Consider the following 18,570-nt stretch of genomic DNA (forward strand, 5'->3'; position numbering starts at 1 on the left):
ACTAACCCCTTAAAATGCTCCAAAATTTTTCTGGTATCACATAATGAACTCCTTAAAAACCCTTTTTATTCCTTTAATTATCAGTTTGTTACTGGCTGGCTGTGCGCTTGATATTGATGAGAACCGTCCAACCAATGTGCAATATATTGAAAAAAACGACCGCACTTGGCAGCAACATTTGCAACAAATTCAACAAATCCAAGCCTATCACGCAGAAGGGCAAATTGGTTATATCAGCACCAAACAGCGCTTTTCTACCACCTTTGATTGGCAATATCAAACCCCCACCGCCTATACACTGGTACTTTCTTCCGCCCTAAGCCGCGCAAAACTTACCTTCAAAATGCACACGCAAGGTTTAACCATTTCTGATGAAAAAGGCAATCAGCGTTCTGCAAAAGATGCGCAACGATTATTACGTGAAATTATCGGAATGGATATTCCTCTCACCCAACTGGCCACTTGGCTAAAAGGGGAACCAAACAATCAGCAAGATTACAACGTAGGGACAAACCATTTGCTGGCGAACTTCACTTATCGCATAAATGATGAACAATGGACGGTAGATTATTTAAATTATCACCAAGAACGCTCGCCCGCCTTGCCACGAGATATTTTGCTAAAAAACGCCCAACAAACCTTAAAAATTCGCGTTAATCATTGGAAATACTAATGAAAAATTATCATTTTTCCACCGCACTTTTAAATCCACCAAAAAATGGACGATACCGCTTTCCTAGCCCTGCAAAATTAAATTTGTTTCTTTATATTAATGGACGCTTGGAAAATGGTTACCACGAATTGCAAACCCTGTTCCAATTTCTGGATTTTGGCGATTGGCTAGACATTGAGGTAAGGGAGGATTCACAGATTCTTCTCTCGCCAGAGATACCTCAATTAAAACAAGAAGAGAATCTCATTTATCGTGCCGCGCGTTTACTCCAACAGCATACAGGTTGCCAACTAGGCGCGAAGATTCACTTGGATAAAATCTTGCCAATGGGAGGCGGCGTTGGCGGAGGCTCATCAAATGCGGCGACGACACTGGTAGCACTTAATGCGTTGTGGAATACCCAATGTTCTCTTAAAGACTTAGCAGAATTAGGCTTACAACTGGGAGCGGATGTACCAATTTTTGTTCACGGCAAAGCGGCTTTTGCTGAAGGAGTAGGAGAAAAAATTGATTATTGTCATCCACCAGAAAAATGGTATGTGGTGCTAAAACCTGAGGTTTCTATTTCAACAGGGCTTATTTTTCAAGATCCTCATTTGCCACGCAACACCCCAAAAAAGCCTCTTTCACAACTTTTAGCTGAAAATTATACAAACGATTGCGAAAAAATTGTGCGAGATCATTATCCAGAGGTTGAAGAACTACTAGGCTGGTTGTTACAATATGCCCCCGCAAGACTAACGGGAACAGGGGCTTGTGTTTTCGCAGAATTTGACGATGCTCAATCTGCTCAAGCAGTATTTCTAAATAAGCCAAAAGACTGTTTTGGTTTTGTTGCACAAGGAGTGAATGTTTCGCCATTGCATCAAGTGATGAAACATTTATTCAAATAAGATCAATATGTTACACATTCTTCCATCTAAAATTCTGAGGTTAATTTTACAATGCCTGACATAAAACTTTTCGCTGGTAATGCAACGCCAGAACTAGCAAAACGAATTTCTGAACGCTTATATCTCTCACTGGGTGATGCCACTGTGGGACGTTTTAGTGATGGAGAAATTCAAGTTCAGATCAATGAAAACGTGCGTGGTAGTGATGTTTTCATTATTCAATCAACCTGCGCGCCAACAAATGATAACCTAATGGAATTACTTGTGATGGTTGATGCCTTACGCCGTGCATCAGCAGGCCGTATCACTGCGGTAATCCCTTATTTCGGCTATGCGCGTCAAGATCGCCGTGTACGCTCTGCTCGTGTTCCAATCACAGCAAAAGTCGTGGCAGATTTCTTATCAAGCGTTGGGGTGGATCGCGTTTTAACTTGTGATCTTCACGCAGAACAAATTCAAGGTTTCTTTGATGTCCCTGTGGATAACGTATTTGGTTCTCCAGTGTTAATTCACGATATTTTAAAGAAAACCGATCTTGAAAATCCAATCGTTGTTTCGCCTGATATTGGCGGTGTGGTTCGCGCTCGTGCAGTTGCTAAATTGCTCAACGATACCGATATGGCAATCATTGATAAACGTCGTCCAAAAGCGAATGTCGCACAAGTAATGCATATTATTGGTGATGTGGCTGGACGTGATTGTATTCTTGTTGATGATATGATCGATACAGGGGGAACACTATGCAAAGCAGCAGAAGCCTTAAAAGAACGTGGTGCGAGACGTGTCTTTGCTTACGCAACCCACGCAGTATTCTCTGGGTCAGCCGCGAAGAACCTTGCCAGTGATGCCCTTGATGAAATCGTCGTAACCGATACAATCCCACTTATTCCTGAAATCAAAGCGTTAGGTAAAGTGCGGGTGCTTACGCTTTCAAGTATGCTTGCTGAAGCCATTCGCCGTATTAGTAACGAAGAATCGATCTCTGCAATGTTTAGCTAGTTGCATAGATACACAAAACAGAAACAACAAAACAAAAAGCTGATTACATTGTAATCAGCTTTTTTTCATCAAGATCTCAGTGCTTAAAAATTGACATTATCCCCACAGGTTCAGCAAGTTAGCCTTGATAATGCCCTACACCGAGTTCATCTTCCTTGCGCGTGCGGTTAATCACGGCTTGTGGGGATTGCACGACACGCAAACCCATTTGATCTTCGGTGCGCACAACATCACCACGCAGAGAGTTGGTGAATACATCGGTGATTTTAATATCAACAAACTTACCAATCATATCTGGTGTTCCGATAAAATTCACAATCCGATTTGTTTCAGTTCGACCAGTCAATTCCATAATATCTTTTTTAGAGGGGCCTTCCACTAACACGCGCTGTTCTGTGCCAAGCATTGCCCGGCTAAATTGTGCCGCTTGATTGTTAATGCGTTGTTGTAGCACATATAAGCGTTGTTTTTTCTCCTCTTCGCTCACATCATCAGGAATATCCGCTGCAGGTGTTCCCGGACGTGCAGAATAGATGAAGCTAAAGCTCATATCGAAATTTACTTGTGCAATCAGATTCATTGTATCTTCAAAATCTTGCTCTGTTTCGCCGGGGAAACCAACAATAAAGTCAGAGCTAATCTGAATATCCGGGCGTACTTTGCGTAATTTGCGAATAATGGATTTATATTCCAATGCCGTATGCCCACGCTTCATTTGATTTAGAATACGATCTGAACCACTTTGTACAGGTAAATGTAAAAAGCTAACTAATTCAGGGGTATCCGCATAAACCTCAATAATATCATCCGTAAATTCAATCGGGTGGCTCGTGGTAAAACGCACACGATCAATGCCATCAATCGCCGCCACTAAACGCAATAATTCAGCAAAAGAACAAATCCCCCCATCGTGCGTTGGCCCGCGGTACGCATTCACATTTTGCCCTAATAAATTCACTTCACGTACGCCTTGTTCGGCTAGCTGTGCGATCTCAAATAGCACATCATCTAGCGGACGGCTCACTTCTTCGCCACGGGTATAAGGCACAACACAGAAAGTGCAATATTTATTACAGCCTTCCATAATAGACACAAAGGCCGTTGGCCCTTCAGCACGCGGTTCTGGTAAACGGTCAAATTTTTCAATTTCAGGGAAACTCACGTCCACCACGGAACTTTTCCCTCCACGAATCTGATTGATCATTTCAGGCAGGCGGTGCAAGGTTTGTGGGCCAAAGACAATATCAACATAAGGCGCACGGCTACGAATATGATCGCCTTCTTGTGAAGCCACACACCCCCCTACGCCAATCACTAACGCAGGATTTGTTTTCTTTAATTCTTTCCAACGTCCTAACTGATGAAACACTTTTTCCTGCGCTTTTTCACGAATAGAACAGGTGTTTAACAGCAACACATCCGCTTCTTCAGGAATCTCGGTTAATTCCAAACCGTGCGTACTATTTAATAAATCTGCCATTTTTGAGCTATCATACTCATTCATCTGACAGCCCCACGTTTTAATATGTAATTTTTGCGTCATAATTTGCTTTAAAATCGTTTAACCTGTAAAAATCAACTGGCTATTTTACCGACTTGTGCGAATGGTGGCTAGTTAAAATAATCTTTTCTTTTGAATTTTACTCATAAAAGGTAAACTAACGGGCAATGAAAAAGGTCTGTGCGGTATAAAAATAACGAAAAAAACCACCGCACTTTTAGCTAGGATAAAAAGAGGCAAAAATGGATACACAACGCGATGTGATTATTGTTGGTGGTGGAATGGTAGGCGCCGCTTGCGCCGTGGGATTAGGGCAACAAGGATTAAATGTGCAACTGATTGAAAGCGCCCCATTGCCAACCTTTTGTGCAAACTCGCCTTATGATTTACGCATTTCCGCCATTAGTCTTGCCTCAGTGCAATTATTGCAACAATTACAAAGCTGGCAATATATCGAAAAAATGCGTCTTTGTCCCTATCGAGCCTTAGAAACGTGGGAAATTGATGGCTTTTCGACCTACTTTCATTGCGAAGAATTAGCGCATTCCGAACTCGGTTATATGGTAGAAAATAATGTTATCCAGCTTGGTTTATGGCAAGCCTTTTCATCACTTGAAAACGTGAAAAGTCGCTTACAAGCGAAAATAGAACGTGCAGAAAAGTGCGGTGAAAATTGGCAGATTTTTTTAACCAATGGCGAACAGTATTCCGCCCCTTTAGTGATTGCCGCAGACGGGGCGAACTCGCAACTTCGTCAAATAGCTGGCATTGGTGTAACCGGCTGGCAATATCGGCAAGATTGTTTATTGATTTTAGTGGATACGGAATTGCCACAACAAGATACCACTTGGCAGCAATTTTTCCCTTCAGGCCCGAGAGCCTTTTTACCCCTCGAGGGGCAACAAGCTTGTCTTGTGTGGTATGACAGTCCTGAAAAAATCAACCAGTTGAAACAATTATCCAAAGAAAAATTAGCCCAAGCCATTGAACAAGCCTTCCCTGCTCGATTAGGTCGCATTAAGGTGCAACAAACGGGCAGTTTTGCGCTCACCCGCCGCCACGCTCAACACTATTATCGTCAAGGCATTGTCCTCGTAGGGGATGCTGCCCACACGATAAATCCATTGGCTGGACAAGGCGTAAACTTAGGCTTTAAAGATGTCAAAGCCCTATTACAAGTCATTGAAAGTGCGCGACAAAATCAACAAAATTTGGCTTCTGATGAAGTATTAAAACGCTATCAAAATTTGCGTATGAAAGATAATTTACTGATGCAATCCGCGATGGATTTATTTTATAAAGGTTTTAAAACCGAGTTATTGCCAGTTAAAGTAGCCCGTAACTTAGCCTTATTCCTTGCAGGAAAAGCTACGCCACTAAAAAAACAAGCATTGAAGTATGCCTTGGGGTTGTAATAGTAAGTGTAAAATGCGGTGAAAAATCACCGCACTTTATCTTTATTTATTCATAGCCTTCACCTAACAGATTCGGCAAAAATTGAGCTTGTTGGATTCGTTTGACACGTGTTTCAATACGTCCATCACTATACAATTCAATTTCACGCCAGCCCGGTTGTAGCGTATCCAAGGCAAAGCTATTGCTATCAGGCTTAAATTGGATACAGGTAGATGGCGTTGCCATTACTTTGTAGCTTTTCCATTCGCTATCTACCGCTTGGTGAATATGACCATATAAAATGCCTTTCACATTATTAAATGGCGATAACGCATAGGCTAAATCTAAAGAATTGCGTAAATTATGCTGATCTAGCCAAGCAGAGTTGGTTGATAAAATATGATGATGTAGCACCACCAAAGAATAACGTTCAGGATAATCTTTTAGCTTGGACAACAACCAATCAATTTGATATTGTCCTAACTGTCCGTGAGGCACACCAAAAACTTGGCTATCAAGCATTAAAATTTGCCAATGTTCGCCAATTAACAAATGTTTGAATGGGTTAATATTGCCATGAGTATGATTCAAAATATCAAACATTTTTGGCTGAAAATCGTGATTGCCGGGGATCCAAAACACCATTTTCTCAAGTGTTTGCACCATTTTACAGAAACGGAGATACCCCTCACTACTGCTATCTTGTACTAAATCCCCTGTTGCAAGGACAAGTTCATAATTAAAATTGCTTTGTTTAATTTCACTTAATACTTGGCTGAAACTGGCTTGTGTATTAATACCAAGCAACTCACCACTTTCATCCTTAAACAAATGAGGATCTGTAATCTGCACCAAACGGACAACTTCTTCTTCCGTTGGGTATGTATAAGTATTCATAAAAATACCCTCTCCTCTTGTTAATTTATAATAATACATCGCTATACGTTACAAACTTCAAAAAAATTTGCATTACCTAAATCTGAAAAATGTTAACTGGATCATAGTTTATGGCTAAATTTCTGATGAAAATTCGATTCAGCTCACATTTTTTTCCATTGTTTCTGTAAATCAAGGTAATTTAGTTGTAGCCATAATAAGCCTGTAACCGCAAGTCCATTATCAATCTTACCATTGCAAATCCATTCATAAGCGGTTTGACGGGGGATCACGTGAACACGAATATCTTCATTTTCATCTGCCAATCCATGAATGCCTTGTGCCTTACCACTATCTACCTTGCCTACAAATAAATGAATACGCTCTACAATGCCACCGGGGCTATCCCAAAACTGCATCACTTCACGTAAATGTTCTACTTGTACGCCTGCTTCTTCTTGGCTTTCTCGTTGGGCAACTTCATTAGGCAACTCACCTTCTTCAACCATACCTGCAATGAGTTCTAATAACCAAGGAGATTGACTAAGCTGTGGATTATAAGCCCCTATGCGTACTTGCTCCACCATCACCACGCTATCCACATCAGGGTCATAAGCGATCACCACAGAGGCCGCACCTTTTACGAGCAATTCACGGGTTACCACCCCACTTTCACCACCAGCAAAAAGTTTATGCTTAAAATAGACCTTCTTTAAATTAAAAAAACCGTCATAAAGCGGTTCTTCCTTGATAATTTGAATATCTTGCTGAGTAAATTGTTGCAAATCAGACATAAACAATCCTCGTTATAAGTTGTTTGCTAAGAATACGCCAGTTTTTTACAAAAAAAAATGTAATTCTTCTTACTTTTGTTGAAAAATTTGACCTTGTTCACAAAATTTTTTCTTAATAGGCTAACTTTTTCTCAATCGATCTGAACTGACTAAAAATAATGCCACAACCATTAGCAAAATCGATCCAGAAAAGAGTAATGTATTCACTGGGCTAGAATGATCGACAATAATTAATCGCACCATTGCGGTAATTCCGATATATAAAAAATAGCGTAACGGAAAATGATAGTCAGTTTTAAAATATTTCACGATCAGGGCAAGAAACTCAAAATATAAAAAATACACAACGATTTTTTCGACCAACAAATAGGAGGCTTCTTCTGAATGCTCAAATAGCACTAATGCTAAGCCATAGGTTTCTTTGGCAAGAAAAATTACCAAAATTAAGGCAAGAATTAATAAGGAAATGTTTAATGTCCACTGTAAAAGCGAAGAAATTGCTTGTGGAAAATAATTTTTTTCATTCATCGTGATTCAATCAAATAAAAAAGTGAGTAAAAATTTGTGGTAGGCGTTCAATCAGTAAAGCTTTTCCTGCCACCTCTTCATCTTGCCAAGCTTGCAATAATATTTCAGGGCTAAACATTTGGCGAGCCTGCTCGGCTAAAGGTAAATAGCTAATATGCCAAGGTTCATCGCCAATCTGCAGACGTGCTGGCATATTAAAAAAAGGGAAATAAAAATCAAAGGTTTGTACATTTTCTTGTAACCATTGACTCAGTTCCGCAAAATATCCCCCTTGTTCATATTCCCAAGGCTCTAATTGTAACTGCTGATGTTGGGGTAATAAATGAGGATCAAAAACATCAATTTCAGTTCCCCAATGATGCCGACTTCCGCCCGGTAATGCTGACCAGCGTAAAATGGCTTGACACTTTTGCCAATCAGAATAATTCGCTAGCGCTAAGGCTTCCCCCTGATCATTATGCACCTTTCGTTTTCCTTCAAATTTTTCATTCCAAATTCCCTGTTGTCGCTGAAAATCCCGAAAACTACTGGCAGGCTGTAAATTAAAGCCATTTTTAACCGCACTTTGCTGTAATGCTTGAAAGGCCTTTACAGCATCAGGCTGAAGGAAATGTTGAAGCGAAAACGGACAAGGTAAAGAAACTAAATGCTCACGAGATTTTCCCGTGAGCATCGCAGATGTTAATGTTTTTGCCATAAATTCTCCTTATTCCGCATTTAGCAAATTGATGAGCATTTGCTGATACACATCACCTAATGTGGCAAGATCTTGGCAACTTACACATTCATTGACTTTATGAATCGTGGCATTTAATGGCCCAAGTTCCACCACTTCGGCGCCCATTAAGGCGATAAAACGTCCATCGGAGGTGCCACCTCCCGTTTCAAGTGCGGGGGTAATTTTGGCAATTTTTTCTAAGCTATCCACGACAGCATTCACTAATTTACCCGGCTTGGTTAAAAAAGGTTTACCCGATAAATTCCACTCAATGCGATAATCAAGTTGATGCTTTTCTAGCATTTGCTTTACGGTTTGCTTAATTAGCTCGTCCGTTACTTCAGTGCAATAGCGTAAATTAAACTGCACATAAAGCTCGCCGGGGATCACATTATTACTGCCTGTTCCTGCTTGAATATTGGCGATTTGTAAGCTAGTTGGCGGGAAAAATTCATTACCCTGATCCCATTGGTAAGTGGTTAATGCTTTTAAAAAATCAACGGCTTTATGCACGGGGTTATCCGCTAAATGAGGATACGCAACGTGTCCTTGTACACCTTGAATATAAAGGTTACCTGTAATCGAACCACGGCGACCATTTTTTACTACATCACCTAATTTTTCAGCACTTGAAGGCTCGCCAACTAAACAATAATCAATCAGTTCACCTCGTTCCATCAGAGTTTCCACCACGCGTACTGTACCATCTTTTGCCGCTGCTTCTTCATCAGACGTAATTAGCAATGCAATCGTCCCGGGGTGATTTGGATTGGCTTTCACATATTGCTCTGCTGCCACCACCATTGCGGCTAATGAGCCTTTCATATCAGCTGCACCACGTCCATAAAGCATATCATCAACAACTTGTGCGGAGAAAGGGGGATAATCCCATTGCGTTTCATCACCCACTGGCACCACATCAGTATGCCCTGCAAAGGCAACCACAGGGCTTGTTGAACCGTGTTTTGCCCATAGATTTAATGTATCATTAAAAGGTAGCCATTCAATCTCAAAGCCCAATGCTTCTAAGCGCGTAGCAATAAGTTGCTGACAACCTCGGTCATCTGGACTAATAGAAGGACGTTGGATCAACTGCTGTGCTAAAGTAACGATTGTGTTTTTCATTATTTAACCTTTCTTATTTACCAAAAGCCTTTGCGTATGCCGCAACGTCAAAACCGATTAACGCAATGTTATCTTGTAAAATAATCGGACGTTTAATTAGCGTAGGCTGCTCTGCTAATACCTTAAGTGCGGTGCTTTTTGATAGATTTTTTTTCACCTCATCCGCTAAATTACGCCAAGTAGTACTGCGTTTATTCAGCAAATTTTCCCAACCAAATTGGCTTTCTGCTTTTTCCAACCAAGCCTGTTCTAATCCATCTACACGATAATCGTGTAAACGATGTTCAATCCCATTATCTATCAACCATTTCAAGGCTTTTTTCACTGTATCGCAGTTTTTTATACCATAAACTGTAATCATTTTTTGTCCTATGTCCTTTTTATTAGCTAACGGGCGGACACACAGGCCCGCCCTTACATATTAATTATTCATTTATCAAAATATTCTTTGTAACAAAATTCTGTTTAGCAAACCTTAATCAAACGAATGTTACCACGCAAAATCTCGCCTAGGGGCGGACCTATCTGCCCTTAAAAGTATTATTTCAACAAATATGCTCTTAATGTCGCAAAATCATTGTCCATTTCATCAGAAAGTAATGGCAATTTATTGTGTTTATCCAAGGCTTCAGGTAATGGAAGTTCAAGGGATAAAATTCGTTCGACACTTTCTTTGAATTTTGCTGGATGTGCGGTACAAAGGAATAACCCCGTTTCTCCCGGTTGTAAATCTTGTTTCAATACGCCATAGGCAATTGCACCGTGTGGTTCACATAAATAGCCTTGGTTATTCATTGCACGTAATGTTTGTTCGGTCTGTTCATCATTCATTGCAACAGAATGAAGATCAGATAATCCCCAATGATTGCGTTTAAATAACTCTTCTACACGTGGCCAGTTATTCGGGCGACTCACATCCATCGCATTGGATAAGGTTGCAACGGTGTCATTTGGCGCCCATTCGCCAGTGCGTAAATAACGTGGTACCGTGTCGTTCGCATTAGTTGCGGCGATAAAACGTTTAATTGGTAATCCCATTGTTTTAGCGATTAATCCTGCTGTAAGGTTACCAAAATTGCCACTTGGTACAGAAACCACAAGATTTTCACGCGCTGCTTTAGGAAGCTGCGCCACCGCTTCAAAATAATAACAAACTTGTGCCAATAAACGACTAATATTAATTGAGTTGGCTGAATTTAAACCAATCGCTTGACGCAGTTCCGCATCATCAAATGCTTGTTTTACTAAGGCTTGGCAAGCATCAAAATCACCATTAATGGCGATAGTACGAATATTTCCACCTAGGGTACAGAATAATTTTTCTTGTAGTGGGCTGATTTTTCCTTTTGGATATAAAATCACCACATCAATATTTTCTAAACCATAGAACGCGTGCGCCACTGCTGCCCCTGTATCGCCTGATGTTGCCGTTAAAATGGTGATTTTGCCATCTCCACGCACAGTCGCGAGCGCTTGTGCCATAAAGCGTCCACCAAAATCTTTAAATGCAAGGGTAGGTCCATGAAATAATTCTAAAGCATAAATATGATCTTCAACTTTTTCTACTGGTGCAGGAAAAGTAAAGGCATTTTTAACCATTTGGGCCAATTTATCCGCTGGAATTTCATCACCAATTAACGCCCCTAGAATTTTTTGACTACGCTCAACAAGCGGTAAATCAAGTAAAGCATCAATATTCTCTAGGTGTGGAATAATTTGCGGAAAAAATAAGCCTTGATCTTTGCCTAATCCTTGACGAACCGCCTGTGCGAAATTCACTTGTTCTTCGGGGTGTTTGATGTTGTATAAATTCATAATTAATCCGTTTGAGTTTTGATTTTGTCTAAAATTTTTTCTCTTTGATAATTGATAACAGGTTTCGCTGGTTAAGCAATTTAGTTTCTTTTGCTTACCCAAAAGAAAGTAAGCAAAGAAAAGGGAACCTGTCCAAACCTCTTTTCTCGTTTTATTGCCATTTGGGCAATTTATCTGGGCGTTTAGCCCAATTCCCTTGCGCCCTGATTATCTACCTTACAAACATGGACGAAGCCTTCGTTGTTTTGTAAATAATGGTTTTCTAAATAATTGGCTACTTTACTTGCTGTTCCTAAATCAGGGGCAATAGCAAACATTGTTGGCCCTGATCCAGAAATGCCAGAAGCTAGTGCGCCTAAATCACGTACCGCTTGTTTTACTTCCGCAAAATTAGGTAATAATGCTTCACGATAAGGTTCTGCAATCACATCTTTCATCATATACGCAGCGAGTGCTTCTTGCTGTGTATGACAAGCGTGAACAAAACTACCTAAATGACGACCGTGCGTAATCACATCTTGACGTGTGTAGCTCTTCGGTAAAATCGCGCGTGCTTCAGAGGTTGAAACTTCAATACCCGGGTAGGCCAACACCCAATACCAATTGTCAAAAAAAGGTAATTGCTGACAAATATTGCCGAGAGATTGTACCATTAATTGCACCCCACCTAAATAACAAGGGGCAACATTATCATAATGAATTGAACCTGAAATACGCCCTTCCAGTTCCCCCATCATTTCTAAAAGTTCCATTTTAGAAAAAGGCTCATTATGAAATTTATTTAATGCCACCAACGCCGCCACAATAGAACAAGCACTTGAGCCTAAACCTGAGCCAATTGGCATATTTTTTTCCAATGTTAGGCGTAATGGCTTGATTGTGCCATTGCGTAGTTTTAACCGTTCACTAAATAATACATAAGCTTGATAGACAATATTTTTTTGCGGTTCTTTTGGCAATTTACGCACAAAATACCCCGCACTTTCTAATTCAAAGCCTTGCTTGATTTCTTCTATTTGTACGACATCACCCAGTAATGAGCCATCAATAGGTGATACAGCCGCACCCAAAGTATCAAACCCGACACTAATATTCGCACTTGAAGCTGGGGCGTAAATTCGTAACATAAATGCTCCTTAATGATGTAATGTTCTTAAAATATCCGCAAAAATACCGGCTGCAGTAACGGCATTCCCCGCCCCATAACCACGTAATAATAATGGAATAGGTTGATAATAACGGGTGTAAAATGCAAGGGCATTTTCGCCATTTTTCACTTTATATAGCGGATCATCTTGCCCTACTGCCACAATAGACACTTTACATTTTCCGTTTTCAATTTGTCCGACATAACGCAAGACTTTACCCTCTGCTTTTGCTTTTTCTACACGATCATTAAACTCGGCATCAAGCTGTGGTAACATTGCCATAAATTCATTCACCGATTTACCTTCCGCAAATCCTTTTGGTAACACGCCTTCTACCTCTACATCGGTTAATTCCAATTGCATTCCTGCTTCACGTGCTAAAATAAGCAATTTACGTGCCACATCTTGCCCTGATAAATCATCTCGTGGATCGGGTTCAGTAAAGCCTTTTTCTCGTGCGAGTGTGGTTACTTCAGATAATGACAAACCTTCTTCTAACTTACCAAAAATAAAGGAAAGTGAGCCTGATAAAATACCGCTAAAACGAATTAACTCATCACCTGCTGCGAGTAAATTTTGCAGATTTTCAATCACAGGTAAACCAGCCCCAACATTTGTTTCATATAAAAATTTATGCTGGCTTTGGCGTGCGTTCTCACGCATTAAATGATAATAGGCAAGTTCTCTTGTGTTGGCTTTTTTATTTGGTGTAACCACGTGGAAGCCTTCACTTAATGCCCGTGCATAAAGCCCAGCCACACTTTCAGCAGAAGTACAATCAACAAAAACCGGATTCACCACGTGATGTAATTTAATAAAAGAAAGTAACACATCAAAATCAGAAGGCTGTGTCGCATTTTCGAGATCCTCTTGCCAATGGGCTAAATTTAGCCCATTTGCATCAAGTAACATTTTATTTGAATTTGCAATAGCGCAAACTCGAATCTCAATGTCCTTCTTTGCTAAATAATCACGCTGATTTTTTACTTGTTCAATTAATTCACTTCCCACACCGCCGACACCGACAAGAAAAATATCTACCACTTTTTTATTGTTAAAAAGTGCTTGGTGAGTTGCTTTTACCGCTTCAATCGCTTTATTTTGCGGAACAACAGCAGAAATTGACCGCTCAGAAGAGCCTTGTGCGATTGCAACAATACTGATATTCGCTTGAGCTAGGGCAGAAAAGAAACGCGCGGCAATCCCTTTCGCCTGTCGCATTCCTTCGCCCACGACAGAAATAATCGAAAGATCTTTAATCACCTCAATCTCTTCAAGATCTTGATTTTTAAGTTCTTGGGCAAATTCCACTTCTAAGGCATTTTTAGCAATATCAACCGCTTTTACCGGCACACAGAAACTAATGCTATATTCAGAAGACGACTGAGTAATCAAAATAACCGACACTTTTGCTTTAGACATTGTTGAGAACACGCGCGCTGCCATTCCCACCATTCCTTGCATTCCCGGCCCTGATACATTGAACATCGCTAAATTATCTAAATTCGTGATCCCTTTTACTTGTAATTGTTCAGATTGTGCATTGCCATCAATAATTGACCCTTTGGCTTCAGGGTTACCGGTATTTTTAATTAAACAAGGGATATTGGCTTGGACAAGTGGCCCGATAGTCCGTGGGTGGATCACTTTTGCACCGAAGTAAGAAAGTTCCATTGCCTCACGATAAGAAAGGCTTGGCAATAGGCGTGCATCAGGAACCAAACGAGGATCGCAAGTAAACACGCCATCTACATCCGTCCAAATTTCACAAACAGAAGCATTCAAACACGCGGCTAAACAGGCAGCAGAATAATCCGACCCATTACGCCCTAATAGTACAAGTTCCCCCTTATCATTACCTGCGGTAAACCCTGCCATTAATACAACATTTTTCTTTGGAATACGAGTGGCATCAATACGTTTGGTCGATTCCTCAATATCCACAGAGGATTCTAAATAACTTCCTTGTGCCAATAATTTTTCCACCGGATTAATCACCGTTACTTCGTAACCACGTGCTTCAAACCACGCTTTCATCATTGCAATAGATAATTTTTCACCACGGCAATCAATGGTTGCTTTTACCGCATCGTCTAACACGCCTTTGGCACGAATTTCGGCTAATAATTCTGCAATTTGTGCAAATTCTGCATCAATCACGGCCTTACAACCGGCAAGATCAAACTTCTCATTTTCTGCATATAACCCATTAATAATGGTATAGAAAATTTCACGTGCTTGATTAAAATCGGTATCGGTAGGAAGGTTTTGGCTGGCTTTTTCAGAAAGGGCAACAAGATAATTTGTAATCTTCGCAGGCGCAGATAATACCCCTGCCGCTTGCTCTTCTAAATGAGCTTTTTCAATCAATCGGGCTGCTTGCGAAAAGCGTTCTGGATTGGCAAGCGATGTGCCACCGAATTTTAAAACGCGCATAGAAATCTCCTAAAAATAATGTTGTGAAAGTTAAAATACTTATAAAAAAACCCGCACTTTAGAATGCGGGTTTCTTGTGTTCCTGTGTTTAACGCACTACCCCGCCCCATTCATTGTAATAATGGTAATCATCGTGGTGGTAAGCATTGTGATAGTACGTTGCATTGTCAATTTTTTCTTAATAAAAAATGTGCTGTTAGAAATACCGAAATTTTCACGCCTTGTCAAATAGAAAATGAATAATATAGAATATTTCCTTAATGTTTATAAAAAATAGGTTATTCCCGACAATGGATATTCAACATAATTTGCAACAGGTACAACAACATATTCAGCACGCTTGCCAACAAGCACAACGTCATTCAGCAGAAATTACCCTCCTTGCTGTGAGCAAAACCAAACCGGTCGAAGCCATTCTTACGGCTTATCAAGCTGGACAACGTCAATTTGGTGAAAATTATGTCCAAGAAGGGGTAGAAAAAATTCAACAGCTTGCTGACAACCATTTAGATCTAGAATGGCATTTTATTGGCCCATTGCAATCAAACAAAACACGTCTTGTTGCGGAACACTTTGATTGGATGCAAACCCTTGATCGTAGCAAAATTGCAGATCGTTTAAATGAACAGCGTCCTCATTATAAAAAACCACTGAATGTCCTTATTCAGATAAATATCAGTGATGAAAAAAGCAAATCAGGTATTCAGCCTACGGAAATTTTGCCTCTCGCAGAGCATATCAAAAACTTACCGCACTTATGTTTACGAGGGTTAATGGCAATTCCCGCACCGACCACCGATATTGCACAGCAAAAACACTCCTTTCAACAAATGCAACAGTTATTCCAGCAATTACAGCAGGCGTTGCCTGAATGTCAAATTGATACCCTTTCGATGGGAATGTCTGATGATCTGCATTGTGCCATTGAATATGGCGCAACAATGGTTCGTGTCGGAACGGCAATTTTTGGGGCAAGAGATTATAAAGCCTAAACTGTATAATGCTTTTTTATTCACGCTATGGCATAATGCCTGTTCGTTTAAGCAAATAAGGGGATAAATAATGCGAATTTTACATACAATGTTACGCGTGGGCGATTTAGATCGTTCAATCAAATTTTATCAAGATGTATTAGGTATGCGTTTGCTACGTACCAGTGAGAATCCCGAATATAAATATACCCTTGCATTCCTTGGCTATGGTGATGAAGAGACGTCTTCCGTTCTTGAGCTGACTTATAACTGGGGCGTCAATGAATACGAGCTAGGTAATGCCTATGGCCATATTGCTATTGGTGTTGATGACATTTATGCTACTTGTGAAGCCGTGCGTCAAGCTGGCGGTAAAGTAACCCGTGAACCCGGCCCTGTAAAAGGCGGGAAAACCGTGATCGCGTTTGTTGAAGATCCCGATGGTTATAAAATTGAATTTATCGAAAATAAAAACGCTCAAGCTGGCTTAGGCAATTAACCCCTTAAGAGTTATACAAAGTGCGGTGAAAATTTCACTTAAATTTTACACCGCACTTTCTATTAATAAATAATATGATGACTGATACTCCCACAGAACCGATAAACTATAATTTATTAAAGCACCGCTTTCGTGGTTATCTCCCTGTTGTGATTGATGTAGAAACCGCAGGCTTTAATCCACAAACAGATGCGTTATTAGAATTAGCCGCGATTACACTAAAAATGGACGATGAGGGGTTACTGATCCCTGATCAAAAATGTCATTTTCATATTAAGCCGTTTGAAGGGGCGAATATTAACCCAGACTCATTAAAATTTAATGGCATTGATATTGATAACCCATTGCGAGGGGCAATTTCTGAAAATATCGCAATCAGTGAATTATTCAAAATGGTTCGTCAAGCACAAAAACAAGCAGAATGCCAACGTGCAATTATTGTGGCGCATAATGCCACCTTTGACCAAAGTTTTCTGATGGCAGCGGCAGAACGTGTAAAGGCAAAGCGTAACCCTTTTCACCCTTTCGCAATGTTTGATACCGCAACCTTAAGTGGTTTTATGTTTGGACAAACTGTTTTGGTAAAAGCTTGCCAAGCGGCAAATATCCCCTTTGATCATAAACAAGCACATTCAGCTTTATATGATACAGAACGCACAACGGAATTATTCTGTTATATGGTCAATCACCTTAAACAACTTGGTGGTTTCCCTCACCACATCACAGAATAAGTGCGGTAATTTTTTTATTTATTTTTTCTATTATTTTAAATAAGGACTATGCAATGTTACTCTCTAACCCTGTTGTTATCTCGATCATTGTATTGCTTGCATTAAGCCTATTGCGTATCAATGTGGTTATCGCCTTGATTATTTCCGCATTAACGGCTGGTTTATGCAGTAATCTTGATCTTAGCCAAACAATTCAAACCTTCACAGGTGGCTTAGGTGGCGGTGCCGAAGTGGCAATGAACTATGCTATTTTAGGTGCTTTTGCTGTTGCAATCTCGAAATCGGGCATCACCGATCTCCTTGCCTTTAAAGTTATCCAAAAATTAGGCCATTCGCCAACAGGGCTTTCAATGGCAGGCTTTAAATATTTTATTTTAGCCGTGCTTGTAATTTTCTCTATTTCATCACAAAACTTATTGCCTGTGCATATTGCCTTTATTCCCATTGTTATCCCTCCACTTTTAGCTATTTTCAATAAACTTAAGCTAGATCGCCGTGCGGTTGCTTGCGTGCTAACCTTTGGTTTAACCGCAACCTATATGCTTTTACCGGTGGGATTTGGGAAAATCTTTATTGAAAGTATTTTAGTAAAAAATATTAATCAGGTTGGCGAACCACTAGGCTTACACACTAGTGTTGGCGAAGTCTCTCTTGCTATGGGCTTACCTGTTATCGGAATGATCTTAGGCTTGCTCACGGCGGTATTTATTACTTATCGCAAACCGAGAGAATATGCGGTGGCAGACAAAACACTTAGCACCGCTGAAATTGAACAGCATATTGCAAATATTAAACCTTTCCACGTCATCGCAAGCCTCATTGCGATTGTGGTTACCTTTGGCTTACAGTTGTTTACCGATTCCACCATCATTGGCGGTTTAGCTGGTTTAATCATTTTTGCCCTATGTGGTATTTTCAAACTCAAAGAAAGTAACGATATTTTCCAACAAGGCTTACGCCTTATGGCAATGATTGGCTTTGTGATGATTGCAGCCTCAGGTTTCGCAGCGGTAATCAATGCCACAGGTGGCGTAACTGAATTAGTTCAAACCTTCAGCCAAGGTTTAGGGGCAAACAATAAAGGATTAGCCGCATTCTTAATGTTAATCGTTGGATTATTTATCACAATGGGCATTGGCTCATCTTTCTCAACGGTACCAATTATTACCTCAATCTATGTGCCACTTTGCTTAACCCTTGGCTTCAGCCCACTTGCAACAGTCTCTATTGTTGGTGTCGCTGCGGCACTTGGTGATGCAGGCTCACCGGCTTCGGATTCTACATTAGGCCCAACATCAGGCTTAAATATGGACGGCAAACACGATCACATTTGGGATTCCGTTGTCCCTACCTTTATTCACTACAATATCCCACTCATTATTTTTGGTTGGATTGCGGCAATGTATTTATAAGTTATGTTATACACAAAATAAGCAGTAAAAGGACATCACAAGATGTCCTTTTTTAT

General features: G+C 40.3%; 18 protein-coding genes. 8 read left to right on the forward strand and 10 right to left on the reverse strand.

Annotation, left to right across the window (positions count from 1 at the left end):
* Positions 1-43: 43 nt before the first annotated feature.
* From lolB to L4F91_RS07925, 3 genes are read left to right on the forward strand one after another with little or no spacing between them, the layout of a single operon-like run.
* On the forward strand, positions 44-673 hold the full coding sequence (gene lolB, locus L4F91_RS07915; protein ID WP_395895838.1) for a lipoprotein insertase outer membrane protein LolB: 630 nt from the start codon (positions 44-46) through the stop codon (positions 671-673).
* The gene (gene ispE / locus L4F91_RS07920; RefSeq protein ID WP_395895840.1) at positions 673-1,566 is read left to right on the forward strand and encodes a 4-(cytidine 5'-diphospho)-2-C-methyl-D-erythritol kinase; all 894 of its coding nucleotides are present in this window, start codon (positions 673-675) and stop codon (positions 1,564-1,566) included. Before lolB ends, ispE begins: the two co-directional genes overlap by 1 nt.
* A gap of 51 nt (positions 1,567-1,617) precedes the next feature.
* Positions 1,618-2,565: a ribose-phosphate pyrophosphokinase gene (locus tag L4F91_RS07925; protein WP_250349712.1), complete on the forward strand. Its 948-nt coding sequence runs from the start codon at positions 1,618-1,620 to the stop codon at positions 2,563-2,565.
* 118 nt (positions 2,566-2,683) lie between these two features.
* Here L4F91_RS07925 and miaB read toward each other — a convergent pair whose 3' ends face one another.
* Positions 2,684-4,108 carry a tRNA (N6-isopentenyl adenosine(37)-C2)-methylthiotransferase MiaB gene (gene miaB / locus L4F91_RS07930; protein ID WP_250349711.1) on the reverse strand — a complete coding sequence of 475 codons (1,425 nt, stop codon included), beginning with the start codon at positions 4,106-4,108 and terminating at the stop codon, positions 2,684-2,686.
* A 200-nt stretch (positions 4,109-4,308) separates the two neighbouring features.
* On the opposite strand from miaB, the gene L4F91_RS07935 reads away from it, so the two are divergent.
* Positions 4,309-5,481: an FAD-dependent monooxygenase gene (locus tag L4F91_RS07935; RefSeq protein ID WP_250349710.1), complete on the forward strand. Its 1,173-nt coding sequence runs from the start codon at positions 4,309-4,311 to the stop codon at positions 5,479-5,481.
* A gap of 46 nt (positions 5,482-5,527) precedes the next feature.
* Here L4F91_RS07935 and cpdA read toward each other — a convergent pair whose 3' ends face one another.
* The 9 genes from cpdA to thrA all read right to left on the reverse strand — a co-directional run bounded on the left by cpdA (position 5,528) and on the right by thrA (position 14,901).
* On the reverse strand, positions 5,528-6,358 hold the full coding sequence (gene cpdA / locus L4F91_RS07940; RefSeq protein ID WP_265762696.1) for a 3',5'-cyclic-AMP phosphodiesterase: 831 nt from the start codon (positions 6,356-6,358) through the stop codon (positions 5,528-5,530).
* A gap of 143 nt (positions 6,359-6,501) precedes the next feature.
* Entirely contained in the window at positions 6,502-7,131 is a 630-nt protein-coding gene (nudF, locus tag L4F91_RS07945) for an ADP-ribose diphosphatase (protein WP_395895844.1), read from the reverse strand.
* Positions 7,132-7,251: 120 nt separating this feature from the next.
* The gene (psiE, locus tag L4F91_RS07950; protein ID WP_250363416.1) at positions 7,252-7,659 is read right to left on the reverse strand and encodes a phosphate-starvation-inducible protein PsiE; all 408 of its coding nucleotides are present in this window, start codon (positions 7,657-7,659) and stop codon (positions 7,252-7,254) included.
* A gap of 10 nt (positions 7,660-7,669) precedes the next feature.
* On the reverse strand, positions 7,670-8,356 hold the full coding sequence (locus L4F91_RS07955; RefSeq protein WP_395895846.1) for a M15 family metallopeptidase: 687 nt from the start codon (positions 8,354-8,356) through the stop codon (positions 7,670-7,672).
* A gap of 9 nt (positions 8,357-8,365) precedes the next feature.
* Complete coding sequence (gene dapE / locus L4F91_RS07960) at positions 8,366-9,502, reverse strand: succinyl-diaminopimelate desuccinylase (protein ID WP_395895848.1); 1,137 nt, start codon at positions 9,500-9,502, stop codon at positions 8,366-8,368.
* 13 nt (positions 9,503-9,515) lie between these two features.
* The gene (locus L4F91_RS07965; protein ID WP_395895850.1) at positions 9,516-9,863 is read right to left on the reverse strand and encodes an ArsC family reductase; all 348 of its coding nucleotides are present in this window, start codon (positions 9,861-9,863) and stop codon (positions 9,516-9,518) included.
* Positions 9,864-10,042: 179 nt separating this feature from the next.
* On the reverse strand, positions 10,043-11,317 hold the full coding sequence (gene thrC / locus L4F91_RS07970) for a threonine synthase (RefSeq protein WP_395895852.1): 1,275 nt from the start codon (positions 11,315-11,317) through the stop codon (positions 10,043-10,045).
* A 182-nt stretch (positions 11,318-11,499) separates the two neighbouring features.
* The gene (gene thrB / locus L4F91_RS07975; RefSeq protein ID WP_395895853.1) at positions 11,500-12,444 is read right to left on the reverse strand and encodes a homoserine kinase; all 945 of its coding nucleotides are present in this window, start codon (positions 12,442-12,444) and stop codon (positions 11,500-11,502) included.
* A 9-nt stretch (positions 12,445-12,453) separates the two neighbouring features.
* Entirely contained in the window at positions 12,454-14,901 is a 2,448-nt protein-coding gene (gene thrA / locus L4F91_RS07980) for a bifunctional aspartate kinase/homoserine dehydrogenase I (RefSeq protein WP_250363425.1), read from the reverse strand.
* A 290-nt stretch (positions 14,902-15,191) separates the two neighbouring features.
* Between thrA and L4F91_RS07985 the strand changes: the two genes are divergently transcribed.
* The 4 genes from L4F91_RS07985 to L4F91_RS08000 all read left to right on the forward strand — a co-directional run bounded on the left by L4F91_RS07985 (position 15,192) and on the right by L4F91_RS08000 (position 18,514).
* The gene (locus L4F91_RS07985; RefSeq protein ID WP_250363426.1) at positions 15,192-15,893 is read left to right on the forward strand and encodes a YggS family pyridoxal phosphate-dependent enzyme; all 702 of its coding nucleotides are present in this window, start codon (positions 15,192-15,194) and stop codon (positions 15,891-15,893) included.
* Between the two features lie 70 nt (positions 15,894-15,963).
* Positions 15,964-16,371 carry a lactoylglutathione lyase gene (gene gloA / locus L4F91_RS07990; RefSeq protein ID WP_250349699.1) on the forward strand — a complete coding sequence of 136 codons (408 nt, stop codon included), beginning with the start codon at positions 15,964-15,966 and terminating at the stop codon, positions 16,369-16,371.
* A 77-nt stretch (positions 16,372-16,448) separates the two neighbouring features.
* The gene (rnt, locus tag L4F91_RS07995; protein WP_250351661.1) at positions 16,449-17,102 is read left to right on the forward strand and encodes a ribonuclease T; all 654 of its coding nucleotides are present in this window, start codon (positions 16,449-16,451) and stop codon (positions 17,100-17,102) included.
* 53 nt (positions 17,103-17,155) lie between these two features.
* A complete protein-coding gene (locus tag L4F91_RS08000; protein ID WP_250363427.1) occupies positions 17,156-18,514 on the forward strand; it encodes a Na+/H+ antiporter family protein in 1,359 nt (452 codons plus the stop codon).
* Positions 18,515-18,570: the final 56 nt, after the last annotated feature.

Source organism: Avibacterium sp. 20-126, from assembly GCF_044358625.1.
Lineage (GTDB): Bacteria > Pseudomonadota > Gammaproteobacteria > Enterobacterales > Pasteurellaceae > Avibacterium.

Bases quoted from the DNA above. Each gene is read 5' to 3' on its own strand.
- L4F91_RS08000 (WP_250363427.1), top strand. From the start codon at position 17,156: ATGTTACTCTCTAACCCTGTTGTTATCTCGATCATTGTATTGCTTGCA.
- L4F91_RS07935 (WP_250349710.1), top strand. From the start codon at position 4,309: ATGGATACACAACGCGATGTGATTATTGTTGGTGGTGGAATGGTAGGC.
- gloA (WP_250349699.1), top strand. From the start codon at position 15,964: ATGCGAATTTTACATACAATGTTACGCGTGGGCGATTTAGATCGTTCA.
- thrB (WP_395895853.1), bottom strand. From the start codon at position 12,444: ATGTTACGAATTTACGCCCCAGCTTCAAGTGCGAATATTAGTGTCGGG.
- lolB (WP_395895838.1), top strand. From the start codon at position 44: ATGAACTCCTTAAAAACCCTTTTTATTCCTTTAATTATCAGTTTGTTA.
- L4F91_RS07925 (WP_250349712.1), top strand. From the start codon at position 1,618: ATGCCTGACATAAAACTTTTCGCTGGTAATGCAACGCCAGAACTAGCA.
- miaB (WP_250349711.1), bottom strand. From the start codon at position 4,108: ATGACGCAAAAATTACATATTAAAACGTGGGGCTGTCAGATGAATGAG.
- L4F91_RS07985 (WP_250363426.1), top strand. From the start codon at position 15,192: ATGGATATTCAACATAATTTGCAACAGGTACAACAACATATTCAGCAC.
- thrA (WP_250363425.1), bottom strand. From the start codon at position 14,901: ATGCGCGTTTTAAAATTCGGTGGCACATCGCTTGCCAATCCAGAACGC.
- dapE (WP_395895848.1), bottom strand. From the start codon at position 9,502: ATGAAAAACACAATCGTTACTTTAGCACAGCAGTTGATCCAACGTCCT.
- ispE (WP_395895840.1), top strand. From the start codon at position 673: ATGAAAAATTATCATTTTTCCACCGCACTTTTAAATCCACCAAAAAAT.
- L4F91_RS07965 (WP_395895850.1), bottom strand. From the start codon at position 9,863: ATGATTACAGTTTATGGTATAAAAAACTGCGATACAGTGAAAAAAGCC.
- cpdA (WP_265762696.1), bottom strand. From the start codon at position 6,358: ATGAATACTTATACATACCCAACGGAAGAAGAAGTTGTCCGTTTGGTG.
- thrC (WP_395895852.1), bottom strand. From the start codon at position 11,317: ATGAATTTATACAACATCAAACACCCCGAAGAACAAGTGAATTTCGCA.
- L4F91_RS07955 (WP_395895846.1), bottom strand. From the start codon at position 8,356: ATGGCAAAAACATTAACATCTGCGATGCTCACGGGAAAATCTCGTGAG.
- rnt (WP_250351661.1), top strand. From the start codon at position 16,449: ATGACTGATACTCCCACAGAACCGATAAACTATAATTTATTAAAGCAC.
- nudF (WP_395895844.1), bottom strand. From the start codon at position 7,131: ATGTCTGATTTGCAACAATTTACTCAGCAAGATATTCAAATTATCAAG.
- psiE (WP_250363416.1), bottom strand. From the start codon at position 7,659: ATGAATGAAAAAAATTATTTTCCACAAGCAATTTCTTCGCTTTTACAG.